21 protein-coding genes are annotated in these 18067 nt (G+C 63.5%); 11 read left to right on the top strand and 10 right to left on the bottom strand.

Annotated features, from left to right (window positions below):
- Positions 1-59: 59 nt before the first annotated feature.
- The 6 genes from BLT98_RS01210 (at position 60) to BLT98_RS01180 (ending at position 4110) form a co-directional block, all read left to right on the top strand.
- On the top strand, positions 60-1268 hold the full coding sequence (locus tag BLT98_RS01210) for a citrate synthase (protein ID WP_244517341.1): 1209 nt from the start codon (positions 60-62) through the stop codon (positions 1266-1268).
- A gap of 45 nt (positions 1269-1313) precedes the next feature.
- Positions 1314-1796: a MarR family winged helix-turn-helix transcriptional regulator gene (locus tag BLT98_RS01205; protein ID WP_211614777.1), complete on the top strand. Its 483-nt coding sequence runs from the start codon at positions 1314-1316 to the stop codon at positions 1794-1796.
- A gap of 31 nt (positions 1797-1827) precedes the next feature.
- Positions 1828-2280 carry a PaaI family thioesterase gene (locus BLT98_RS01200; protein ID WP_034787481.1) on the top strand — a complete coding sequence of 151 codons (453 nt, stop codon included), beginning with the start codon at positions 1828-1830 and terminating at the stop codon, positions 2278-2280.
- Positions 2277-2714 (top strand): GNAT family N-acetyltransferase, encoded by a 438-nt coding sequence (locus BLT98_RS01195; RefSeq protein ID WP_092604896.1) that lies wholly within the window; start codon positions 2277-2279, stop codon positions 2712-2714. The genes BLT98_RS01200 and BLT98_RS01195 overlap by 4 nt, the downstream gene beginning before the upstream one ends.
- 501 nt (positions 2715-3215) lie before the next feature.
- Positions 3216-3656: a hypothetical protein gene (locus tag BLT98_RS01185; RefSeq protein ID WP_170846251.1), complete on the top strand. Its 441-nt coding sequence runs from the start codon at positions 3216-3218 to the stop codon at positions 3654-3656.
- 82 nt (positions 3657-3738) lie between these two features.
- On the top strand, positions 3739-4110 hold the full coding sequence (locus BLT98_RS01180; protein ID WP_092604894.1) for a hypothetical protein: 372 nt from the start codon (positions 3739-3741) through the stop codon (positions 4108-4110).
- Between the two features lie 22 nt (positions 4111-4132).
- On the opposite strand, the gene BLT98_RS01175 is transcribed toward BLT98_RS01180, so the two are convergent.
- Positions 4133-5089 carry a tyrosine-type recombinase/integrase gene (locus BLT98_RS01175; protein WP_230521626.1) on the bottom strand — a complete coding sequence of 319 codons (957 nt, stop codon included), beginning with the start codon at positions 5087-5089 and terminating at the stop codon, positions 4133-4135.
- Positions 5090-5373: 284 nt separating this feature from the next.
- Between BLT98_RS01175 and BLT98_RS01170 the strand changes: the two genes are divergently transcribed.
- Positions 5374-6384 carry a DNA-binding protein gene (locus BLT98_RS01170; RefSeq protein WP_170846250.1) on the top strand — a complete coding sequence of 337 codons (1011 nt, stop codon included), beginning with the start codon at positions 5374-5376 and terminating at the stop codon, positions 6382-6384.
- 130 nt (positions 6385-6514) lie between these two features.
- Here BLT98_RS01170 and BLT98_RS01165 read toward each other — a convergent pair whose 3' ends face one another.
- From BLT98_RS01165 to BLT98_RS01150, 4 genes are read right to left on the bottom strand one after another with little or no spacing between them, the layout of a single operon-like run.
- Positions 6515-6961: a GNAT family N-acetyltransferase gene (locus BLT98_RS01165; RefSeq protein WP_092604891.1), complete on the bottom strand. Its 447-nt coding sequence runs from the start codon at positions 6959-6961 to the stop codon at positions 6515-6517.
- 3 nt (positions 6962-6964) lie between these two features.
- Positions 6965-7516 carry a hypothetical protein gene (locus BLT98_RS01160; RefSeq protein ID WP_092604890.1) on the bottom strand — a complete coding sequence of 184 codons (552 nt, stop codon included), beginning with the start codon at positions 7514-7516 and terminating at the stop codon, positions 6965-6967.
- The gene (locus BLT98_RS01155; RefSeq protein ID WP_092604889.1) at positions 7513-7947 is read right to left on the bottom strand and encodes a DUF1801 domain-containing protein; all 435 of its coding nucleotides are present in this window, start codon (positions 7945-7947) and stop codon (positions 7513-7515) included. The genes BLT98_RS01160 and BLT98_RS01155 overlap by 4 nt, the downstream gene beginning before the upstream one ends.
- A 30-nt stretch (positions 7948-7977) precedes the next feature.
- Positions 7978-8586, bottom strand: a complete 609-nt coding sequence (locus BLT98_RS01150; protein ID WP_139178947.1) for a hypothetical protein — start codon at positions 8584-8586, stop codon at positions 7978-7980.
- Positions 8587-8782: 196 nt separating this feature from the next.
- On the opposite strand from BLT98_RS01150, the gene BLT98_RS01145 reads away from it, so the two are divergent.
- Both BLT98_RS01145 and BLT98_RS01140 read left to right on the top strand, forming a co-directional pair.
- Positions 8783-9691, top strand: a complete 909-nt coding sequence (locus tag BLT98_RS01145; RefSeq protein WP_092604887.1) for a VirK/YbjX family protein — start codon at positions 8783-8785, stop codon at positions 9689-9691.
- 138 nt (positions 9692-9829) lie between these two features.
- Positions 9830-11182, top strand: a complete 1353-nt coding sequence (locus BLT98_RS01140) for a serine hydrolase (protein ID WP_092604886.1) — start codon at positions 9830-9832, stop codon at positions 11180-11182.
- Positions 11183-11185: 3 nt separating this feature from the next.
- Here BLT98_RS01140 and BLT98_RS01135 read toward each other — a convergent pair whose 3' ends face one another.
- The 3 genes from BLT98_RS01135 to BLT98_RS01125 all read right to left on the bottom strand — a co-directional run bounded on the left by BLT98_RS01135 (position 11186) and on the right by BLT98_RS01125 (position 14692).
- Positions 11186-11539, bottom strand: coding sequence for a hypothetical protein (locus BLT98_RS01135; protein WP_139144497.1), 354 nt, complete (start codon positions 11537-11539; stop codon positions 11186-11188).
- Positions 11536-13104 (bottom strand): EAL domain-containing protein, encoded by a 1569-nt coding sequence (locus BLT98_RS01130; RefSeq protein ID WP_092604885.1) that lies wholly within the window; start codon positions 13102-13104, stop codon positions 11536-11538. Before BLT98_RS01130 ends, BLT98_RS01135 begins: the two co-directional genes overlap by 4 nt.
- Positions 13105-13195: 91 nt before the next feature.
- Positions 13196-14692, bottom strand: a complete 1497-nt coding sequence (locus BLT98_RS01125) for an MFS transporter (protein WP_092604884.1) — start codon at positions 14690-14692, stop codon at positions 13196-13198.
- A gap of 63 nt (positions 14693-14755) precedes the next feature.
- On the opposite strand from BLT98_RS01125, the gene BLT98_RS01120 reads away from it, so the two are divergent.
- Positions 14756-15652, top strand: a complete 897-nt coding sequence (locus BLT98_RS01120; protein ID WP_244517340.1) for a LysR family transcriptional regulator — start codon at positions 14756-14758, stop codon at positions 15650-15652.
- Between the two features lie 2 nt (positions 15653-15654).
- On the opposite strand, the gene BLT98_RS01115 is transcribed toward BLT98_RS01120, so the two are convergent.
- Positions 15655-16224 carry an XRE family transcriptional regulator gene (locus BLT98_RS01115; RefSeq protein ID WP_092604883.1) on the bottom strand — a complete coding sequence of 190 codons (570 nt, stop codon included), beginning with the start codon at positions 16222-16224 and terminating at the stop codon, positions 15655-15657.
- Between the two features lie 103 nt (positions 16225-16327).
- Here BLT98_RS01115 and BLT98_RS01110 point away from each other — a divergent pair, with 103 nt between their 5' ends.
- Positions 16328-16864, top strand: coding sequence for a GNAT family N-acetyltransferase (locus BLT98_RS01110; protein ID WP_092604882.1), 537 nt, complete (start codon positions 16328-16330; stop codon positions 16862-16864).
- Positions 16865-16870: 6 nt separating this feature from the next.
- Here BLT98_RS01110 and BLT98_RS01105 read toward each other — a convergent pair whose 3' ends face one another.
- Complete coding sequence (locus BLT98_RS01105) at positions 16871-18061, bottom strand: low temperature requirement protein A (RefSeq protein ID WP_070279560.1); 1191 nt, start codon at positions 18059-18061, stop codon at positions 16871-16873.
- Positions 18062-18067 lie beyond the last annotated feature (6 nt).

The raw sequence follows: 18067 nt of genomic DNA, 5'->3' as shown, positions 1-18067 counted from the left end.
CATGAGTCTAGTGACGCCCCACCCGGGCCGTCAATCTTGATTCCATCAATCAATATAAAGTGACAAACGCTACAATGGCCGCCATGAACAACGATCTGTCCGCTCTTGACGCGGCGCGCCTGCTGGGCGTCAGCCTGCCCACCCTGTATTCCTATGTGAGCCGTGGCTTGCTCGCTTCCGTCAGCAATGGGACGTCGCGCCGCAAGCGCTATCCGCAGGAAGACGTGCTGCGCCTCGCGGCGCGCAAGAATGACGCCAAGCGCGGCGGCCAGACGGCCGTGGCTGCCATGCACTGGGGCTTGCCCGTGCTGGAGACGCGGATTTCCCACATCCTCGATGGCCGATTGCTGTACCGGGGCTGCGATGCGACAGCGCTGGCCCGACACGCGACCCTGGAAGCGGCCGCAGGGCTGCTGTGGGACGATGGCGCAAGCGATTATTTCCGGCAAGACGCGCCTGCCCTGCCGCAAGGTTTGGCCAGCGGGCAAGATGCCACGCCGCTGGCGCGCGCCATGCTTGCCATGGCCATGCTGGGGGCCAAGCCCGCCCCAGCGGCCATGTTGCAATATGGCCCCGAACTGATGCGCATCCTGGCCGCCGCCCTGCTGCAGACGGCGCCGTCCGCCTTGCCGCTGCACCAGCAGTTGGCCAATGCGTGGAACGCCGACGCGGAGCAGCCTGAATTGCTGCGAGCCGCGCTCGTGCTGCTGGCCGACCATGAATTGAATGCATCGACCTTTGCCGTGCGCTGCGTCGCTTCGACGGGCGCCAGCCTGCCGGCCGCGCTGGGCGCGGGCTTGGCGGCCTTGTCTGGTGACAAGCACGGCGGTGGCAGTGCGGCCGCCAGGCGCATGTTGACGCAGGCGCTGGCCGCGCCAGACGCCAGGGATGCCAGGGCCGCCATCGGCAAATACTACGCGGCCATCGCGCCGGAATTCGCCGGCTTTGGCCACCCGCTGTATCCGCATGGCGACCCGCGCGCCGCGTATCTGCTGGAGCGCTTGTCGGCGCTGTCGCACGCGCATCCGCAACTGCGCGCCATCCTGGCCGTGTGCGCCACGGCAGGCGAGCTGCTCGATACCAAGCCGAACGCCGACCTGGCGCTGGCCGCGATGGAGCTGGCGTTCGGCTGGCCAGAAGGCGCGGGCATGAGCATGTTTGCGCTGGCCCGTTCGGCCGGCTGGATCGCCCATGCCGCTGAGCAAGCCGCCAGCGCGGCCCTGATACGGCCGCGAGCCCGCTACATCGGACGCCACCAGCGGGACTGACAATATCTGCTTGATTTATTACGCATACGTAGTAGTATACTCCGCATGCGTACCAATACTGACCTCCCCGATACAACCGCCGCCTGCCCGATGGGCGAGCGTTCGCCGCGCCTGTTCAATCTGCTTAATCTGGCTCGCCAGAACCTGTTCCGCTCGGCCGATGCCGTCTTCAGCAGCGAACTTGGATTTTCCGGCACGCAAGTCGTCGCCCTGTTTGCCCTGAAGGGCGAGGAAGGCTGCCAGTTGAAGGATCTGGGGCGCGCGCTGCAACTGAAAAACTCGGCCGTCACGGGCCTGGTGGCGCGCATGGAAGAAAACGGCCTCATCGTGCGCGGCCAGTCGGCGCTCGACGCGCGCGCCGGCACCCTCCACATGTCGCCCAGGGGCGGCGAGGTGCTGGCTGCCGCCCTGCCCCTGCTCGACAGCCTTAATGAACAACTGAAGCAAGGTTTCAGCGAAGAAGAACTGGCCGTCGTCGCCCGCTTCCTGCTGCACGCCTCGCGCCTGCGTTTTGCGCAGGACGTCTGACCCATCCCACATCACCACCACAGGAGTTACCATGCACCCGAACGACATGACCGGCTTGCAACTGATGCAGGCTTTTGCGCAAGGCCTGTTCCCCCGGCCCGGCATTTCCAAGACCATGCCCATGGATGCGCAGACGGTCGAACATGGCCGTGTCATCTTCACGGCGACGGCAAATGAAACGCACACCAATCCCATGGGCGGCGTGCACGGCGGTTTTGCCGCTACCGTGCTCGACACGGTCACGGGCTGCGCCACGCACACGGTCCTGCCGGCCGGCGAAAGCTACGGCACGACGGACCTGAACATCAAGATGTGCCGTCCCCTGCCCTTCAACGTGACGGTCTACGCTGAAGGCAAGGTCATCAATGCGGGACGCAACCTGGTCATTTCCGAGGGCACGATCCGCGACGAAGCCGGTAAAGTGTACGCGCACGCGACAGCCACCTGCATGATCATCCGTCCCCGGGAACAAGCGGCCGCATGATACGGCCCGGCAGCATCGCGGAAGCCTGGCACGTGCTGCAGGCGATACCCGAATTCGACCAGCGGCGCAGCCTGGCGCAGTTGCAGGAGCGGCTGCCCGCCAGTGCGCTGGTGCTCATCGCGGAAGCGGACGGCCAGCCCGTCGGCTGCAAGCTGGGATATGCCGTCGAGGATGGCTCCTTGTATAGCTGGCTCGGCGGCGTGCTGCCCGCGCACCGCAAGACGGGACTGGCGCAGCGGCTGCTGGAAGCCCAGGAAGCCTGGGCCAGCGCACATGGCTTTGCGGCCGTCACGGTGAAATCGATGAACCGCTATCCCGCCATGCTGCGTTTGCTGATCCGCAATGGATACCAGGTACGGCTGGTGGAGCACTTTGGCGATCCTAGCAGGGAGCGCATTCATTTCGTCAAGCTGCTGTCCAGGAACGCCTCGTAAAATCACTTTCCTGTTTTTTTCTTTTCAAAAAATCAACAATGCCATACATGGCAAACATATTCGGAGAGACTGACGAACTGCGTTGAAATGCTGTTCTGAAGACTTAGGCTGAGTTCGGCCAAAAGCAGAAAAAACAAGGCATATGCGTCACCCACCAACAGCGGCACTCGGCCATTTACAGACGAAGATAAAGCGCGAATCTACATCATATGAACGAGCATACAAATTCTGAAGTTCACATAACACTTACTGCTGATGAGGCCCTTGTTTTATTTGATTTTTTGAGGCGCTACTCTGATTCAGGCCAATTGGACATAATAGACCAAGCAGAACAAAGGGCGCTCTGGAATTTGTGCTGCATTTTTGAGAAGAAATCTGTAGCTCCATTTAATTTAATATGGAATATGGTCAAGCGCTGTCAAAAGCTCGGGCGCAATTGCGTGACGAGGAATAATTTCGGATGGTCGCCACCGACCGCAACCGACCTGAAGCGGCCCCGATGTGGGCATCGAGCAATCACTGAAATTAATGCAAATGTTGAATAATAAACTTTTTGATGCTATCGCATCTGCGGTGGACTTGGATGACCCTGCAGAACAATTGTTAGCTCAGCAATTCATGATTGAGGCGGTAGGAAGCGTGACTTCACAATTGCCTGAGGTTGCCAAGTCAGCCGCAGCTGTGGCGACTCGATTCATCACCGGCGCGGCGATGGCGGAGGAAGTCATTGCGGAGCGTGTACGCCTCTGGCGAGCAATTGAAGGGCGAGATCAATCGGAGGAGCCAGACGTTTTGAAAATAAGAACTGCCATCTGCGTGTTGCATCCTATGGATATGGGCGTTTCTGCCGAAACATTGGAGTATTTTTTTGCGTTTTGGCAGCAAGGAGGCTTGCCGCAGGCTAAGCTTAAGGCCGCCGTTCAGAACAAGTATGGCATTTGAGGTGGCTTCAGCCGGCCAGGAGCGGATGTCCCAACCTGACGTGGCAAGAGGCCATGCATTTTAAATTTACACCAAAGGTTGCATGCGCCATTTTCAAAGTGGAAGCTATTTTACGGCTTGTCTGAACATTCGGCCAACGCTGTCATTCGAAGCAACTGTTGTCGTTCTGGCCGAGGCACTTGGTATCAGATTCTCGCCTGACCAGGAAGGGAAGTACGAGGAATATCCGGCGTATCGCGCCTTCGCGCTGGGACTGGAAATCGCGTTATTGGCGCCTCCGCCGCTGGATTTAGACACGCGGGAGATACGCGACAACTGTTTTCAGCTAATTATCGATACCTGCGTGGACGTATCCGATGGTGGTGCGGACGTTGATCTGAGCGCTCTCATTGTGGCGCAATTAAGCTCCGCTACCGAGTTGGAAATGGAGCGTAGCGAAGTAGCATCTACGTAATACCGGAGGTTGCCAGGCGCCCTCAGCCCGCCGGCTTCCTCTTCGCCTTCAATAAACTCCCCGCCGCATTTTCCTCGAAGCGCCCCGCCTCTTCTATATAGCCATGCACGGTGCCGTCGTGGCGCCAGCCGCCCTGGCGCTTGATGGCCTGGAAATCGGCGCCGGCCCGGTGTGCGCTGGTGGCCATGCCGCGGCGCAGGCTATGGCTGGACAGTTCCGGCACGTAATCGAGCGCCGCCAGCCTGGCGCAGCCTTCGAGTATCGTGTTGATGCTGCTCGCGTGCAGCGCTTTCACGCTCACATGACCCCACTGATTCACGGTGCGCAATAACGGCCCCGTGCGGATGTGTGCCGCGGCCAGCCAGGCGCGCAAGGCCGTGGCCGGACAGCAGACGCCGTCGCCGAAGGGGATCGCCTTGACGATGCCCTCCCCCAACTGGTCCGTTTTCGAGCGTGGCAGGGTGATCACCATGCCCTGCGGCTCCCAGCTCACGTCTTCCACAGTCAATCCCACCAGTTCGCTGCGGCGAAAACCGCCAAAAAATCCCAGTTGCAGCAAGGCGCTGTCGCGCAAGGCCTTGACGCTGCCCAGCGCGGCCAGCCTGGCGACGATCAGCTCCAGGTCTTCCAGTGGCAGGGCCTTGGCCTTCTTCTTCGGCTTGCCGTGCAGGCGGGCGATGCCGGCCAGGGTCTTGCGCACGGTGGGCGTGGACGCAGGGTCGGCAAAGCCCTGGTACACATGCCATTGCGACAGGGCTGTCAGGCGTAGGGCCAGGGTGCGCGCGTTCAGGCTGTCCGCATATGCCAACAGATAGCGGATGACGGTGGACTCGTCTGCGGGCAGCGCCCCGCCCCAGGCCTGGAAGTGGCGGATGGCGGAACGGTAGGTGCGGCGCGTGTTGTCGGACGTGGCTGCGGCAAGAAACGCCTGGTGACGCGCGGCCAGCTCGGCATCGATCAGGGCGCCGTGTAACGGCACAGGAGCCAAGGCGGCGCTTTTGGGCGCGGCGACACGGCGTTTGGAAAGGGGCAAATCGGGCATGGAATCGCTGAAATCGGGCTGGTGTACTGGGAAATACGCAGAATACCATGCAAACCACCCCCATAACCCGCGATAAGCGATCTTATCGAGACTTATATTTTACAAAAATCATGAAAATTTATATCGTAATATTATCCAGTATTACGTATCATGTAATACGTTACTAAATTTCGCTCATAGGTGGTTTTATGGCCCGTACCGGCATTCTGTACTCTGATGTTATGAAAGCAGCCCAAATCGTCGCGGCCGATGGGCGCAATCCCACGGTGGACAGCGTGCGCGAAGCGCTGGGCAGCACGGGCAGCAAGAGCACCATCGCTCCCCTGTTGAAGCGCTGGAAGGAAGAGTTCCAGGGCACGGGCGCCGTGAAAACGGAGGCAGGCTTGCCGGCCGAGCTGATGGAGGCGATGCGCGGCGTCTATGAGAAGCAGCAGCGCGACGTGGCGCAGCAGCTGGAAACGGGCATGCAGCAGAACCGCGCGGAACTCGACGCGGCTTTGGCGCAACTGAAGAAGACGGAAAACGAACGCTTGAAACTGACGGAGGCGCGCGCCGCCCTCACCCAGGAATTGCGCGCCACCCAGCATGCGCTGGCGCAATTGAAGGAAGAGCACCATTTCCGCGCCGTCACCCTGGCCACCTTGCACAGCGATAACGCAGGCTTGACGCAACGGCTGGCCGACCGTGGCGAGGAAATCGCGGCGCTCAATCGTCAACTGGCGCAGGTGCGCTCGCAGTTCGACCATTACCAGGAAGCGGCCGCCGCGCAACGCAGCGAGGAACGGGTGCAGGCGCAGCAACAAATCAGCCGGCTGGAACAGGACAACGCGCAGCTGCAGCAGCGTTTGCAGGGACAGCAAGCGACCCTGGTGCAACAGGACATGCGCCTGGCGCAGTTGCAGGCGGAACACGCGCGCCTTGCTGACGACGCGGCGGCAGACCGCGAAGCACTGGCCACCGTGCGCCCCGAGCGCGACCAGTTCGAATTTCAGTATCTGCAGGCGGCCGCGTCGGCCGACGCCCTGCTGGCCAAGCTCGATACAGCCCTGCTGGCGCTGAACGACGCCAAGGTGGCGCTGGCCGCGCAAGACCGGCAGCTCGACATGCTGGCGGAAAATGGGCAAGCATCACAGCAGAAAATGGAAGTATTGGCGCAGGAGAGAGATGGTTTGCTGCGCGACAATGCCGGCATGGCGGCCAGGCTGGCCCTGCTCATGGATAGCAAAGCGTGATGTTTGAGCCCGTCCAATAGCCTGGACTCTAAATGATGACCCCAGGACGGGCATCGCCAGCTTTCAAGGCCTGCCACATTATTTCGCCTGTCCCATGACGGCGGACGGGGACGAGTATGCGCAGCATGCCTCACTGCCGGTAGCGCACCCGTATCCACGCGCCGATGGCGTCCACGCCGCTGTCTTGCGCATCTTCGACCCAGCCCGCGCGCGCATAAAAGCGCCGCGCGCCCGTATTGGCCAACTGCGTCTTCAGGCTCAGGCGGGGACCGAAGCGCGCCACGACGGCCGTCAGCAGTTGCGCGCCGATGCCCATGCCGCTGTGCGCCGGGTGCACGTACAGGTGGTGCAGGAAGTAATCGGGGGCGTCGCCCGTGTACACGGCCGCAAAACCGGTGACGCAGCCATCGCATTCAGCAACGAGGAGCTCTTCGCCCTGCGTTGCCGTCGTGAAAGTGGCGCTGCCGGCGACAGGACCGAAGGCGTCGCGCCCGGCCAGGGCCAGGATGGCGGTGCAGGGCTGCATGTCCGTGCTGGCGTAGGGGCGAATCAGGCACATGGCTGGCGTACTATCCATTCCTTACAGGCGGCGGTTCAGCACGCTGTCGATATCGTGGGTTTTCAGCTCGACCTGGACCACGCCGTCTTGCAGCCAATAAGCGTCGCCTCCCCGTTGCAGCGCATCCATATCGAGCGTGCCCAAGGCCGGCGGGATGGCGCCGGCGAGCAAAGCCGCCACCTCGTCCCATGCCGCATACGACAGTTTCAGATACCAGCCGTCGTCGTGGGCAAAGGCGAGAAAGCGGCTGCGCAAGGCTGGCAGCGGCGCGAGCGCGCCACGGTGGTCCAGCATCGCGGCAACGCCTGCATCCTGGGAAGCGGGCGGCATGCCCTGCCAATCGGCCCAGGCATGGCTGCCGCAGGCAGCGATATCTTCTTGCACCAGGGCTGGCAGTTGCTGCCGCGCCATGGTCTGGTAGCTGGCAGGTTTCCTGGCCGTCCCGGCGCTGCCCTTGCGCAGCACGATGCCGCCAGCCTTGCCGAGGGCAGGAATAAAATCCTTGAATTCGATGCCGGAAGCGACCAGCATGCGCTCGGCCGGATCGTGCCAGATATACAGATAATGTCTCAAGTAGAATTCCGTTTTGGTTTCGGCGCCGTATTCAGCGCCACGGCGGCGCGTATCAGCGCCTTGAATGCCGCGGTGTCGAGGTGGGCGCCTTCGTGCAGGTCGATGGCCCGGCGCGTGCTGCCGTCCAGGCTGGCATTGAACAGGCCGGCCGGATCGGGCAAGGCGGCGCCCTTGGCGAACGTGAGTTTGACGGCCAGCTTATACGTTTCGCCCGTGCAAATCATGCCCGCGTGTGACCAGACGGGCACGCCGCGCCATTTGACTTCCTCCACCACTTCAGGATCCGCCTGGCGTATCAGCGCGCGCACGCTGGCGAGGGTTTTGCCGCGCCAGTCCGCCAGCGAGGCGATTTTCGCGTCGATCTGGCTGGCAGCCGATGCGGTGTTGGGCGCTTCTTCATGGGGCGGCGTGCCCGGTTCTGCTTTTTTCATGGCTGGCATCTCCTTCAATGCGCACACGCCTTACTGCGCAGGACTGGCCATGCAGGCGACCAGCGTAGCGATGAACTGGTCGCGCAAGGCCTGGTACTGCGCATCCGTCGCGAATGCCCGCTTGTCTGCCGGCTGATTGAGCAGATAGGCGGTGGCGACCGTCCCGCTGGCGTCATGCAGCAGCGTGTACAGACTGATCACGCCGGACGATTGCGTGATATTCGGGTTATTCAATCCTAGCACTTCCACGCCCTGGCGCGTGTCCGTTTCCAGCAGCACCAGCTGTGGCGGCTTGCTGGTGGCCGACATGTGCTGCATTTGCGCCACGATGGTGTCGCGGTCGGCGGCAAACCGGCCTTCGGCGCTGCGTTCGATCTTCAGATTCACGAATGGCAAGCTGCTCTTGTGGAACAACATCAGCCGGTAGCCATCGGCCACCGATACCTGGCCCTCTCCCGTTGCCAGCTTGACGCTGCGCGTCGTCACGTGCGCGGGCAAGCGGTCCTGCTGCCTGAACTGGAATTGGCTGCGGTTGATGCATTGCGCCAGGGGCCCCAGGGGATCGGCCGTGCGGTCTTGCGCCTGGACGCCCAGTGCGGCGAGCAGCATGGGAATGGCAAGCAATTGGCGGTGATTCATGGGCGCCTTAGTCATTAATCAGGCAAGCAGAATAAAGCCCGTGTAGCCAGCGGGCAATGATTTAGTTGTCATCCTCTAAATGTTGGCCCCGGGTGGGCCGGCATCAGGTTTCTTAATATGAAATTCACCTGGCCCACGTAGCATTCAGATTGGCAAGGCTCTCATTGTGCAGCGCCTGCCATTTTCCGGCTGAACCATGAATGACATCGCTTTACCCCTGCGCCACGGCGCCGCCCTGCCACACCCTGCCAGCGGACACCGCCTGAAAGCGGCGCTGGGCGCCCTCTTCTTTCCCCGCCAGCGCACGCGCTGGCAAGCCTTCCTGGGCAGCATGCCCGGCTTGAGTTCCCTGGCGCAATTGCATCCTTGTTTGCGCTTCAAGATTTACCGTCCATACGCATCGCGCCAGCTCGGTTGCACGGATCGCCTGGCCTTGCTGGAAGGGCATTACCGCTTCCTGTGGCAAGCGGGCGCCCGCGCGCTGGTCGAGCGGGCCGCGCGCCAGCCCGTCGTGCTGGCCGCGTTCGAAGGCAAGGATGCAGCGCTGTACCGCCTGCAGCTGACGGCCATCCACGACAGCTACCGCGAAGGCGAACTGTGCCTTCGCCTGACGCGCGATGGCCACCCCTTCTACCTGGCCAGCTTTTTGTTCGTGCCGCGCGCCGATGGCGTGTCCTTGCAGCTGGGCGCGCTGCAAGGCTTGCGCTCGGAAGCGGGCAAGCTGGCCGTCAAGGAAGCCACGCGGGCGCTGCACGGTTGCCGCCCGAAGAACCTGATGGTGACGGCCTTGCGCGATTTCGGCGATTTTTTTGCCTGCAATAACGTGTTTTTGATCAGCAATGACAACCGCATCGCCCTGAATGCCCGGCGCCGGCGCCATATCGCCGCCGACTACGACCTGGCATGGCAGGAATTGCACGCCTTGCGCATGCGCGACGGTAATTATCACCTGCCCTGCGCTCCCTACCGGGCGCCGGACCTGGCCGACGTGCCGTCGAAGAAGCGCGCCGATGCGCGCCGGCGCGGTGAATTGCTGCAATGCATGGCCAGCGGCATGCGCGCGCAGCTGGCCTGCCTGCTGGAAGCGCCACTGGCTGAACATTGAGCAAGCGCAAGCCTTGCCATACCGGCAGCCATAAAACTCAGACAGCCTTCATGTTGGGGCCGTATCCTTCAGCAGGCATGCCAGAGACCTTATCCAGGCGCCGGCGTGCATTCGATCCACTCTGGACAAGGTTTCCTCATGACACCCACTTTCGCCCTTCTCCCCCTTTGCCTCGCCAGTAGCGCCGCACTGGCCGCCCCTGCCCTGGACAACGCCGTGCGCCAGCGCGCGGAAGAACTGACGCGCACGGGCTTGCATTCGAGCATCGTCATCGCCGTGATCGACGGCAGGGACAGCGCCGTCTACGGCTTTGGCAGCATTCATGCCGGCAAGAGCGCCAAGCCGGGCGCCGATACCGTCTACCAGATCGGCTCCATTACCAAGACCATGACGAGCTTGCTGCTGGCCGATGCCGTCGTCGAAGGCAAGGTGAAACTCGACGAACCGGTGGCGGCGTTATTGCCGGGCTATACCGTGCCTGCCTTCGACGGCAAGACGATCAGCCTGCTCGACCTGGCCACGCACTATTCCTCGCTACCGCGCCTGCCCGACAACTTCGTGCCGAAGGACCCGGCCAATCCGTATGCCGATTACACGGCAGAAAAACAGCGGCAGTTTCTTGCCGCCTATCACCTGCCCCATGCGCCGGGCACGGCATTTGACTATTCGAACATCGGCTATGCCGTGCTGGGCACGGCCCTGGCCACGCAGGCCGGCACCAGCTATGAAGCCCTGCTGCACTCGCGCATCGCCGTGCCGCTGGGCATGCGTTCCACCACGAACACGCCTTCGGCCGGCATGCTGGCGCGCCTGGCGCCCGGCCACCTGCTGTCGGGCGAGCTTACGCCCGCCTGGGATTTGAATGTGGTGGCGCCGGCCGGCGGCGTGTACTCGAGCGCGCGCGACATGGTCGCCTACCTGCAAGCGTACATGTTCAAGCCGCTGCACCCGTATGCGCTGGCGATCAAGCCGCAGCGGCCGCTGGCGCCCGATAGCGATACGAAAATCGGCCTGGCCTGGCTGCTGGAGCAGCAACAGGACCATGCCTACGCCTGGCACAGCGGCCAGACGGGCGGCTACGCCAGCTACGCGGCGTTTACGACGGACGGCAAGCGGGGCGTGGTGGTGCTGACGAACACGGCGCGCGACGTCGATGCGCTGGGCTTGTCCGCCCTGCTGCCCGGCACGCCCCTGCCGCCGCTGAAAAAGCCGCAAGCCGCCATCGAAGTGCCGCGCGCCGCGCTGGCCGAATATGTGGGCGAGTATCCGCTGGACAAGAAATTCACGTTGACGGTGACCTTGGGCAAGCATGGCCTGGAAGCGGCCGGCACGGGCGTCGGTTCCGCTCCCTTGTTTGCCAGCGCGAAAGACCAATTTTTCTTCCGCGCCATCGACGCGGACCTGGCGTTTACACGCGATGCCGCGGGCAAGATCGCCAGCGCCGTCCTCAAGCAAGGCGGACAGGACGTCGTCTTGCCGCGCAAACCGTAAAACTCAGGCTGCCGGGTCTTGCATGAATTGCTCGACCCGGGCGACAAACGCCGCCTTGCTGCGCGTGCGAAACTCGCCCAGGAAGGCGTCGCTGCCCTGGACGATCTTGCCGTGCCGGTCGTATGCCACCTTGCCCATCTCCAGCACGAATTCGCCTTGCGGATCGTCCTCAGGTTCAAAATGCGAATTGAAGCAGTAACCCGTGTCGCGGCAGCTGCCCCACAGCAGCAGCGCGCTGCTGAACCACTGCATGGTCTCCGGACCCGGGTCCACCTCGAACAGGGTATTGACGGTGATATGCCAGCCGCCCGGTACGCGCAGCGGCTGCAATGGGTAGGGAAAACGTGGCTGCTTCATGTGGAAGATGGCGCCCGGCGCGCCCGGTAGAAGGCGAGGAATTCGGCGGCCGGCAGCGCTTTCGCAAACAGCCAGCCCTGGCCGAATTCAACTTTGCGTTCCAGCAGATAATCGGCTTGCTGCTGCGTTTCGATGCCTTCGGCGACGATCAGCATGTTCAAGGTGCGGGCCATGGCTATGATGTGCGGCGTGACGCTGCTGGTGGCCGCATCCGTGCCGATGGTGTCGACAAACGATTTGTCGATTTTCAAGGCATCGAGCGGCAGGTTTTGCAGGCTCGACAGGCTGGAATAGCCGGTGCCGAAGTCGTCGATGGCCACGGCATGGCCGCGGGCTCTGGCCTTTTCGATGGTGGCGCGGGCCGCTTCCACGTTGATGAAACCCCGCTCCGTCGCTTCCAGCCAGATCTGCTGCGCCTCGATGCCGCTACCGTCCAGCGCGCGTTCCAGCACGTCGAGCACCCGGCCCGTTTCGATATCGCTGGCGCACAGGTTGATGGCGATGTGCAGCTCGCGGTCGGCCAGCAGCGCGGTGCGCATGTCGGCGATGACGCAATCGATGACCTGGTCCGTGATGGGCAAGATCAGCTCGCCTTCCTCGGCCACGGGAATGAACAGGTCGGGCCGTATCATGCTGCCGTCGGGGCGGCGCCAGCGTATCAGCGCTTCGGCGCCCACGCATATGCCCGTGTCGAGCGCGATGATGGGTTGATAATGGACAAAGAATTCGCGCCGGTCGATGGCGATGCGCAATTCTCCCATCAGCGACAGGCGGCGTCGCGACAGCCACACGACGATGCCGACGATGAAGGCGGCCATCAGCAGGCCCAGCGGCAAGAGCAGCAGCTGTTCGCGCCGCAGCCTGTCGTTCAGCTTGCTACGTGGCTCGATCATGACGGCGGTCAAGCCATCGCGGTACAGCATCGCATGGATGCTGCCGTCCGGGGTGGCGCCGTCCGCCGCCGGCAGACCGGCAAGCAAGGCTTGCACCTGCGCTGGGTCCGGATGGTGCAAGGTGTCGAGCACGCCTTCCTTGCCGATGGCCACGGCCATCTGGATGTCGCTGTCGACAATGACGTCGGAAAAACGCACGGGATCGATCAGCACTTTATAGGCGCGGTAAGTCAGTCCCACCATGCGCTTGCCGCCGCTGACGACGGGGCGCAGGTTGAAATCGATGCCCATGCCATTGTCCAGCGTGAAGTCGGCGGGCGTGATGGCGATGCGCTCTTCCTCGAGTCCGGTCGAGGTGCACTTGAGCAAGCCGTTTTCCACATAGCCGATATCGTCGATGCTGCGCGTGGTGATGGTGATGCGGCGCAATTGCTGGATATGGGCTTCCGAACACGGCGCCAGGTCCAGCGCATCGGCGCTGCGCAGGGCCATGCTGGCCGAGGCGATCGACCGGTGGGCGCGCTCGAGCGCGTAGCCGGCCAGCAGGCGCAGGCGCTCCTGCTCGCCCTGCTCGGCGCGCACGGACGACAGATAGAAGGCCAGGCTCAGGGGAGCGGCCACGCCGATGACTGCGACCAGCACGCTCGTGACGATAATGCGTTTTCTGCGCATGCAATTCCCGCGGTAGTTATATGATTGCCATGTATTGCTCGATGGCATCATATTACAAGCAGAGGCCGTGTATCTGAATATTGCTGAACAGTTACAATTTTTCCAGCGGCCGCGCCAGCACGAACACCAGCGCCGCCACCGTGGCCGCCAGTCCGCCAGCCAGGTACAGCACGCTGGCAAAACCATCGATGAAGGCGTGCCGCGCCGCTTCCTGCGCCACGGCCTGCATGGCGGGCGGCAGCTGGCCGAAGGCCTCGGCCGCGTTGCCGGCGACGATGCGGCCGATCATTTCGGGCGACGCCTTCAAGCCGTGCAGCCACGCCAGCTTCTCGAACGAGGCGGCCGTGCGCATGGCCAGCACGGCGCCCAGCGCGCCCACGGCCAGCACGATGCCGACAAAGCGCGTGGTGGTGCTGATGCCGGAACCCATGCCCGTACGCTCGCGCGGGATGCAGGCCAGGATGGCTTTTTGCGTCGTGCCATTGAGCAATCCCGCACCCGCGCCCGTGACAATCATGCCGGCCGCCACCCAGCCATACTGCAGGCTGGCGGCGGCAAAGGCTGTGGCCACGTTGCCGACAGCGACGATCAGCAAACCCGTCACCAGAATGCCACGGTCGTCCAGATGGCGCATGGCGCGTGGCGCCAGCCGCGACAGCACCACCATGGCGACGGCAAACGGCAGCATGGCGCAGCCGGCCAGCACGGCGGAAAAGCCGAAGGCGTTCTGCAGATACAGGGGCAAAAAGGTCATCATCACTTGCGCGGCGATGGCATAGCCGAACATGCCCAGCACGGCGCCGACGAACACGCGGCGGCCAAACAGGGATAAATCGACCATCGGGGCGCGCTGGTGCCGCTCCACCAGCACGAACACGGCCAGCAGCGCCGCACCCGCGACAAAGCGCAGCACGGTGGCGCGGCTGGACCAGCCCGCCACGCTGGCGTCGATCAGGCCCCAGATGATGCAGAACAGGCCGGCGGAGAATAGTGCCGCGCCGAGCGGGTCGAAGCTGGCGTTGGAGGCGTCCTTCGACTCATCCACGTGCCTGCCTACCAGCCACATCAACATGGCCACGACTGGCAGGTTCAGGTAGAAAATCCAGCGCCAGTTGATGGCGCTCGTGATCAGGCCGCCCAGCAGGGGCGCCACCGTCATGGCCACGCCCATGGCCGCGCCCCACACGGACCAGGCGCGCGCCCTCTCCTTTTCCGCATGAAAGGTGTGGCCGATGACGGCCAGCGCGGAGGTCAGCAGCAGCGCCGCGCCGAGGCCCTTGACGGCGCGCGCCACGTTGAGCACGAACGGCGTCCACGCCAGGCCGCACAGCAGCGAGGCCAGCGCGAACACGGCCAGGCCAAACAGCATCACCCTGCGCCGTCCCAAGCGGTCGGCGATACTGCCGGCGGGCAACAGGAACGAGGCGAACGCCAGCATGTAGGCGCTGACCACCCATTCAACGTCGACGAAGCTGGCGTTCAGCAAACGGGCAATCGACGGCAAGGAGACGGCCACGACGTTGGTGTCGAGCATGATCAGGGCGCACACGCCCGAGCACGTATATAAGGTCCAGTTGGTATTCTTCATGCCTCGATTGTAAGCAGGCTTGTATTATTTCCTGTTATAAGATGATCGCCTTATAATTCACTGATGGTGAATATAGTCAAAGACATGGAATTGCGGCATTTCCGCTGCGTGTTGGCCGTGGCGCACAGCCTGCACTTCGCGCGGGCCGCCGCGGAACTAGGCATTTCGCCGCCCGCGCTGACCAAGCAGGTGCAGGAAACGGAACAGCTGCTGGGCACGCGTTTATTCCAGCGCAGCAAGCGCGCCGTGGCGCTGACGGCGGCCGGGGAATTGTTCGTCATCGAGGCTGCGCGCGCGCTGGCGCAGCTGGCGCAGGCGCAGGAAGTGGCGCGGCGCGCGGGACGGGGCGAACTGGGACGGCTGGAAATCGGCTATGTCGCATCAGCAGCTTACTCAGGCGTGCTGCAAGACCAGTTTGCCCGCTTTCGCGCCAGCCACCCGGGCATCCACATCGGTGCGCGCGAATACGCGATGGATACCCTGCCCGGCTTGCTGGACCAGGGCCGCGTCGACCTGGCCTTCGTGCGCCCGCCCCTGCGCTTGCCGGACGGACTGGACAGCGTGGTCTTGCTGCGCGACCGCTTCGTGCTGGCCGTGCAAGCCGACAGCCCGTTGGCCCTGTTGGATGTGGCGGTGCCGGCCACGCTGGCGCAGCAGGCATTCATCGTGCCGGAACAGGAATTGGGAACATTGGAAGCGAGCCGGCGCGGCGGTTTTGCGGCGCAGGTGGTGTCGCGCCCGGGCAGTCTGGTGGCCGTGCTGACGGAAGTGTCGCTGGGCGTCGGTTGCGCCATCGTGCCCCACTCGGTGATGGCCAGCGTGCAATTGCCCGGCGTGGTGTTCCGCGAACTGGCAGGGCCGCAGATCAGCTCGGAAATCGCCGTGGCCTTCCGCCGCCACGAACAGGCGCCCGCCGCGCGCGCCTTCATTGCCCAGCTGCGCGCCGCGGCGCTGGCTTGACTTCAGCCATTCTTCAATACGGCCACGGCATAGGTGCAGGCGGTGGCCGTTTCATTGCTGAACACGCAGTCGGCCGGCGGCCCCAGTTCCAGGCAATCGCCCTCGTCCAGCACGTGGCGGGTCTCCCCTTCAAGGAAGACGAGGCTGCCGCTGAGCGACCATATGAGTTGCCGCCGCGCCACATAGGCGGCGGCCGGCATGGCCACCACGGCGCCCGGCGGCAAGCTAATGTGCACGAGGTCGAGCGGCATGTCGGACGCGGGCGACACGTGCCGCCGCACATAGCCGCTCTGCGGGTCGATCCACACGGGTTGTTCAGCCTTGCGCAGCAAGCGCCCCGCACGCATCTCGGCGCGGGCGATCAGTTCGGACATGCTCAGCTCGAAGGCGCCCGACAGGCGCGCCAGCAAGGTGGCCGTGGGGCTGCAGTCGCCCCGCTCCACCTTGTGCACCATCGCGCGCGATACGCCCGAGCGGGCCGCCAGTTCCGTCAGCGACCAGCCCAGGTTTTCCCGCTCGAGGCGCACCCTGGCGCCGATGCGCTGGTTCAATTCGTCTGGTTTAGTGGACATATATTGGATTTCATTCCGGCTTTCATTCGGATTTTATTGGACAAGGCGTGAGAGGCAATCTATGATTTGTCCATTATAGTGGACGACTAGGAAGGAGAGCAACATGCAGGTACGCGATGCCCATGCGGGCGACATCGAGGCCATCACGGCCATCTACAACGATGCCGTCAGCCATACCCTGGCCATCTGGAATGAACGGACGGTCGATGCGGCCAACCGCGCCGCCTGGCTGGCCGACCGCCAGCGGGCCGGCTATCCCGTGCTGGTCGCCATCGATGCGGAAGGAAATGTCGCTGGCTACGCCGCGTTTGGCGACTGGCGCCCATTCGAGGGTTTTCGCCATACGGTCGAGCATTCCGTGTATGTGCGCGCCGATCGCCGCGGCGCCGGTGTCGGCAAGGCCTTGATGGTGGAATTGATCGCGCGGGCGCGCGGCTTGGGCAAGCACGTGATGGTGGCGGGTATCGAAGCGGGCAATACCGGCTCGATCGCCCTGCACAAGCAGCTGGGCTTCGAGGAAGTGGGCTTGATGCGCCAGGTGGGCACCAAGTTCGGCGCCTGGCTGGACCTGGCATTCTTACAGCTGCAGCTCGATGCGCGCAGCGATCCGGACGGCATCACGCCGCCCGGCCAAGGGTGACAGACGTCAGGGATCGATATCCGGTGGCGGACGGCGCAGCGCCATATGTTCCCACACGGCCACCAATACCAGCACGCAGCTGGTGATGCAGGCCAGGGTCAGGGGCGCATACAGCCGTCCATACGCCATCGGGATCAGCGCCAGGATGATCAGGATGCCCAGCAGATGCGACAGCGGCGGCGCGGCGCGCTCGCTGCTGACCCATTTGAACAGCGCATTGCCCAGCAAATACAGGATCGGGCCGCCCAGCAAGGCGCTGATGCCGGCAAAACTGGCTTCGTCCGGATGCACGAGGGCCAGCTCATCGGCCACGGCGGAAACGATCACGCCGCCCACGATCAGCACGTGGATATACGTGTAAGCCTTGCGGGCGATGCGGCCCGGGTCTTTCGAGTGGGCGATGCGGTGGTGACCCGCCTCGGCGCCCGTGTCGAAGTAGATCCACCACATGGCGATGCTGCCGACCAGGGCCGACAGGAAGCCCAGCCAGTTGCTGGCCGTCCATTCCAGGCCGGCGAAGGTGGCACCCGTCACCAGCAGCGATTCACCGAGGGCGATGATGACGAACAGGCCGCAGCGTTCGGCCATGTGGCCGCCATCGACATCCCAGTCGGCCGTCGTCGAGCGGCCCAGGCCCGGCAGGCCGAACTGCATCCAGGGACCGGCCAGGTCGATCGCCAGTGCCAGCACCCACCAGAAGATGCGCTGCTCGGGCGACGCGACGCCGCCGGCGATCCAGAAGATACCGGACAACACGGCCCACAGGGCGATGCGCTGGAAATTGCGGCGGCGCGACAGCGCTTCATGGCGCACGGCCCACCAGGCGAACAGGGGACGCCCCACCTGCATGGCGACGTAGGCGCCCGCGAACGCCAGACCCCGCGTGCCGAACGCCTCGGGGATCGAAGCGGACATGATCAGGCCGCCCAGCATCAGCGCAAACAGGCTGATGCGCACGGGAATGCGCTCGGGGTCGAGCCAGTTGGTGATCCACGACGTGAAAATCCACACCCACCAGACGGCCATCAGCAGCAGCCCCGTCTGCAGCCAGCCCATGGCGCTCAGGTGCGCCAGCAAGCCGTGCGACAGTTGCGTCACGGCAAACACGAACACGAGATCGAAGAACAGCTCGATCATGCCCACCTTGCCGCTGTCCTGCCCGCCGCGCGTGCGCAACAGCGATTTTGTCAATTCCATAGCTAC

The sequence above is a fragment of the Janthinobacterium sp. YR213 genome, assembly GCF_900099875.1.
GTDB classification, from domain to species: Bacteria; Pseudomonadota; Gammaproteobacteria; order Burkholderiales; family Burkholderiaceae_D; genus Janthinobacterium; species Janthinobacterium lividum.
Note: the sequence above shows the minus strand (reverse complement) of the source record. Positions and strands in the feature narration are given on the sequence as shown.

Coding starts and splice junctions, on each gene's coding strand:
- BLT98_RS01205 (WP_211614777.1), top strand. CDS start 1,314: ATGCGTACCAATACTGACCTCCCCGATACAACCGCCGCCTGCCCGATG.
- BLT98_RS01200 (WP_034787481.1), top strand. CDS start 1,828: ATGCACCCGAACGACATGACCGGCTTGCAACTGATGCAGGCTTTTGCG.
- BLT98_RS01195 (WP_092604896.1), top strand. CDS start 2,277: ATGATACGGCCCGGCAGCATCGCGGAAGCCTGGCACGTGCTGCAGGCG.
- BLT98_RS01180 (WP_092604894.1), top strand. CDS start 3,739: ATGCGCCATTTTCAAAGTGGAAGCTATTTTACGGCTTGTCTGAACATT.
- BLT98_RS01170 (WP_170846250.1), top strand. CDS start 5,374: ATGAAAGCAGCCCAAATCGTCGCGGCCGATGGGCGCAATCCCACGGTG.
- BLT98_RS01165 (WP_092604891.1), bottom strand. CDS start 6,961: ATGGATAGTACGCCAGCCATGTGCCTGATTCGCCCCTACGCCAGCACG.
- BLT98_RS01155 (WP_092604889.1), bottom strand. CDS start 7,947: ATGAAAAAAGCAGAACCGGGCACGCCGCCCCATGAAGAAGCGCCCAAC.
- BLT98_RS01150 (WP_139178947.1), bottom strand. CDS start 8,586: ATGAATCACCGCCAATTGCTTGCCATTCCCATGCTGCTCGCCGCACTG.
- BLT98_RS01145 (WP_092604887.1), top strand. CDS start 8,783: ATGAATGACATCGCTTTACCCCTGCGCCACGGCGCCGCCCTGCCACAC.
- BLT98_RS01140 (WP_092604886.1), top strand. CDS start 9,830: ATGACACCCACTTTCGCCCTTCTCCCCCTTTGCCTCGCCAGTAGCGCC.
- BLT98_RS01135 (WP_139144497.1), bottom strand. CDS start 11,539: ATGAAGCAGCCACGTTTTCCCTACCCATTGCAGCCGCTGCGCGTACCG.
- BLT98_RS01130 (WP_092604885.1), bottom strand. CDS start 13,104: ATGCGCAGAAAACGCATTATCGTCACGAGCGTGCTGGTCGCAGTCATC.
- BLT98_RS01125 (WP_092604884.1), bottom strand. CDS start 14,692: ATGAAGAATACCAACTGGACCTTATATACGTGCTCGGGCGTGTGCGCC.
- BLT98_RS01120 (WP_244517340.1), top strand. CDS start 14,756: ATGGTGAATATAGTCAAAGACATGGAATTGCGGCATTTCCGCTGCGTG.
- BLT98_RS01115 (WP_092604883.1), bottom strand. CDS start 16,224: ATGTCCACTAAACCAGACGAATTGAACCAGCGCATCGGCGCCAGGGTG.
- BLT98_RS01110 (WP_092604882.1), top strand. CDS start 16,328: ATGCAGGTACGCGATGCCCATGCGGGCGACATCGAGGCCATCACGGCC.
- BLT98_RS01105 (WP_070279560.1), bottom strand. CDS start 18,061: ATGGAATTGACAAAATCGCTGTTGCGCACGCGCGGCGGGCAGGACAGC.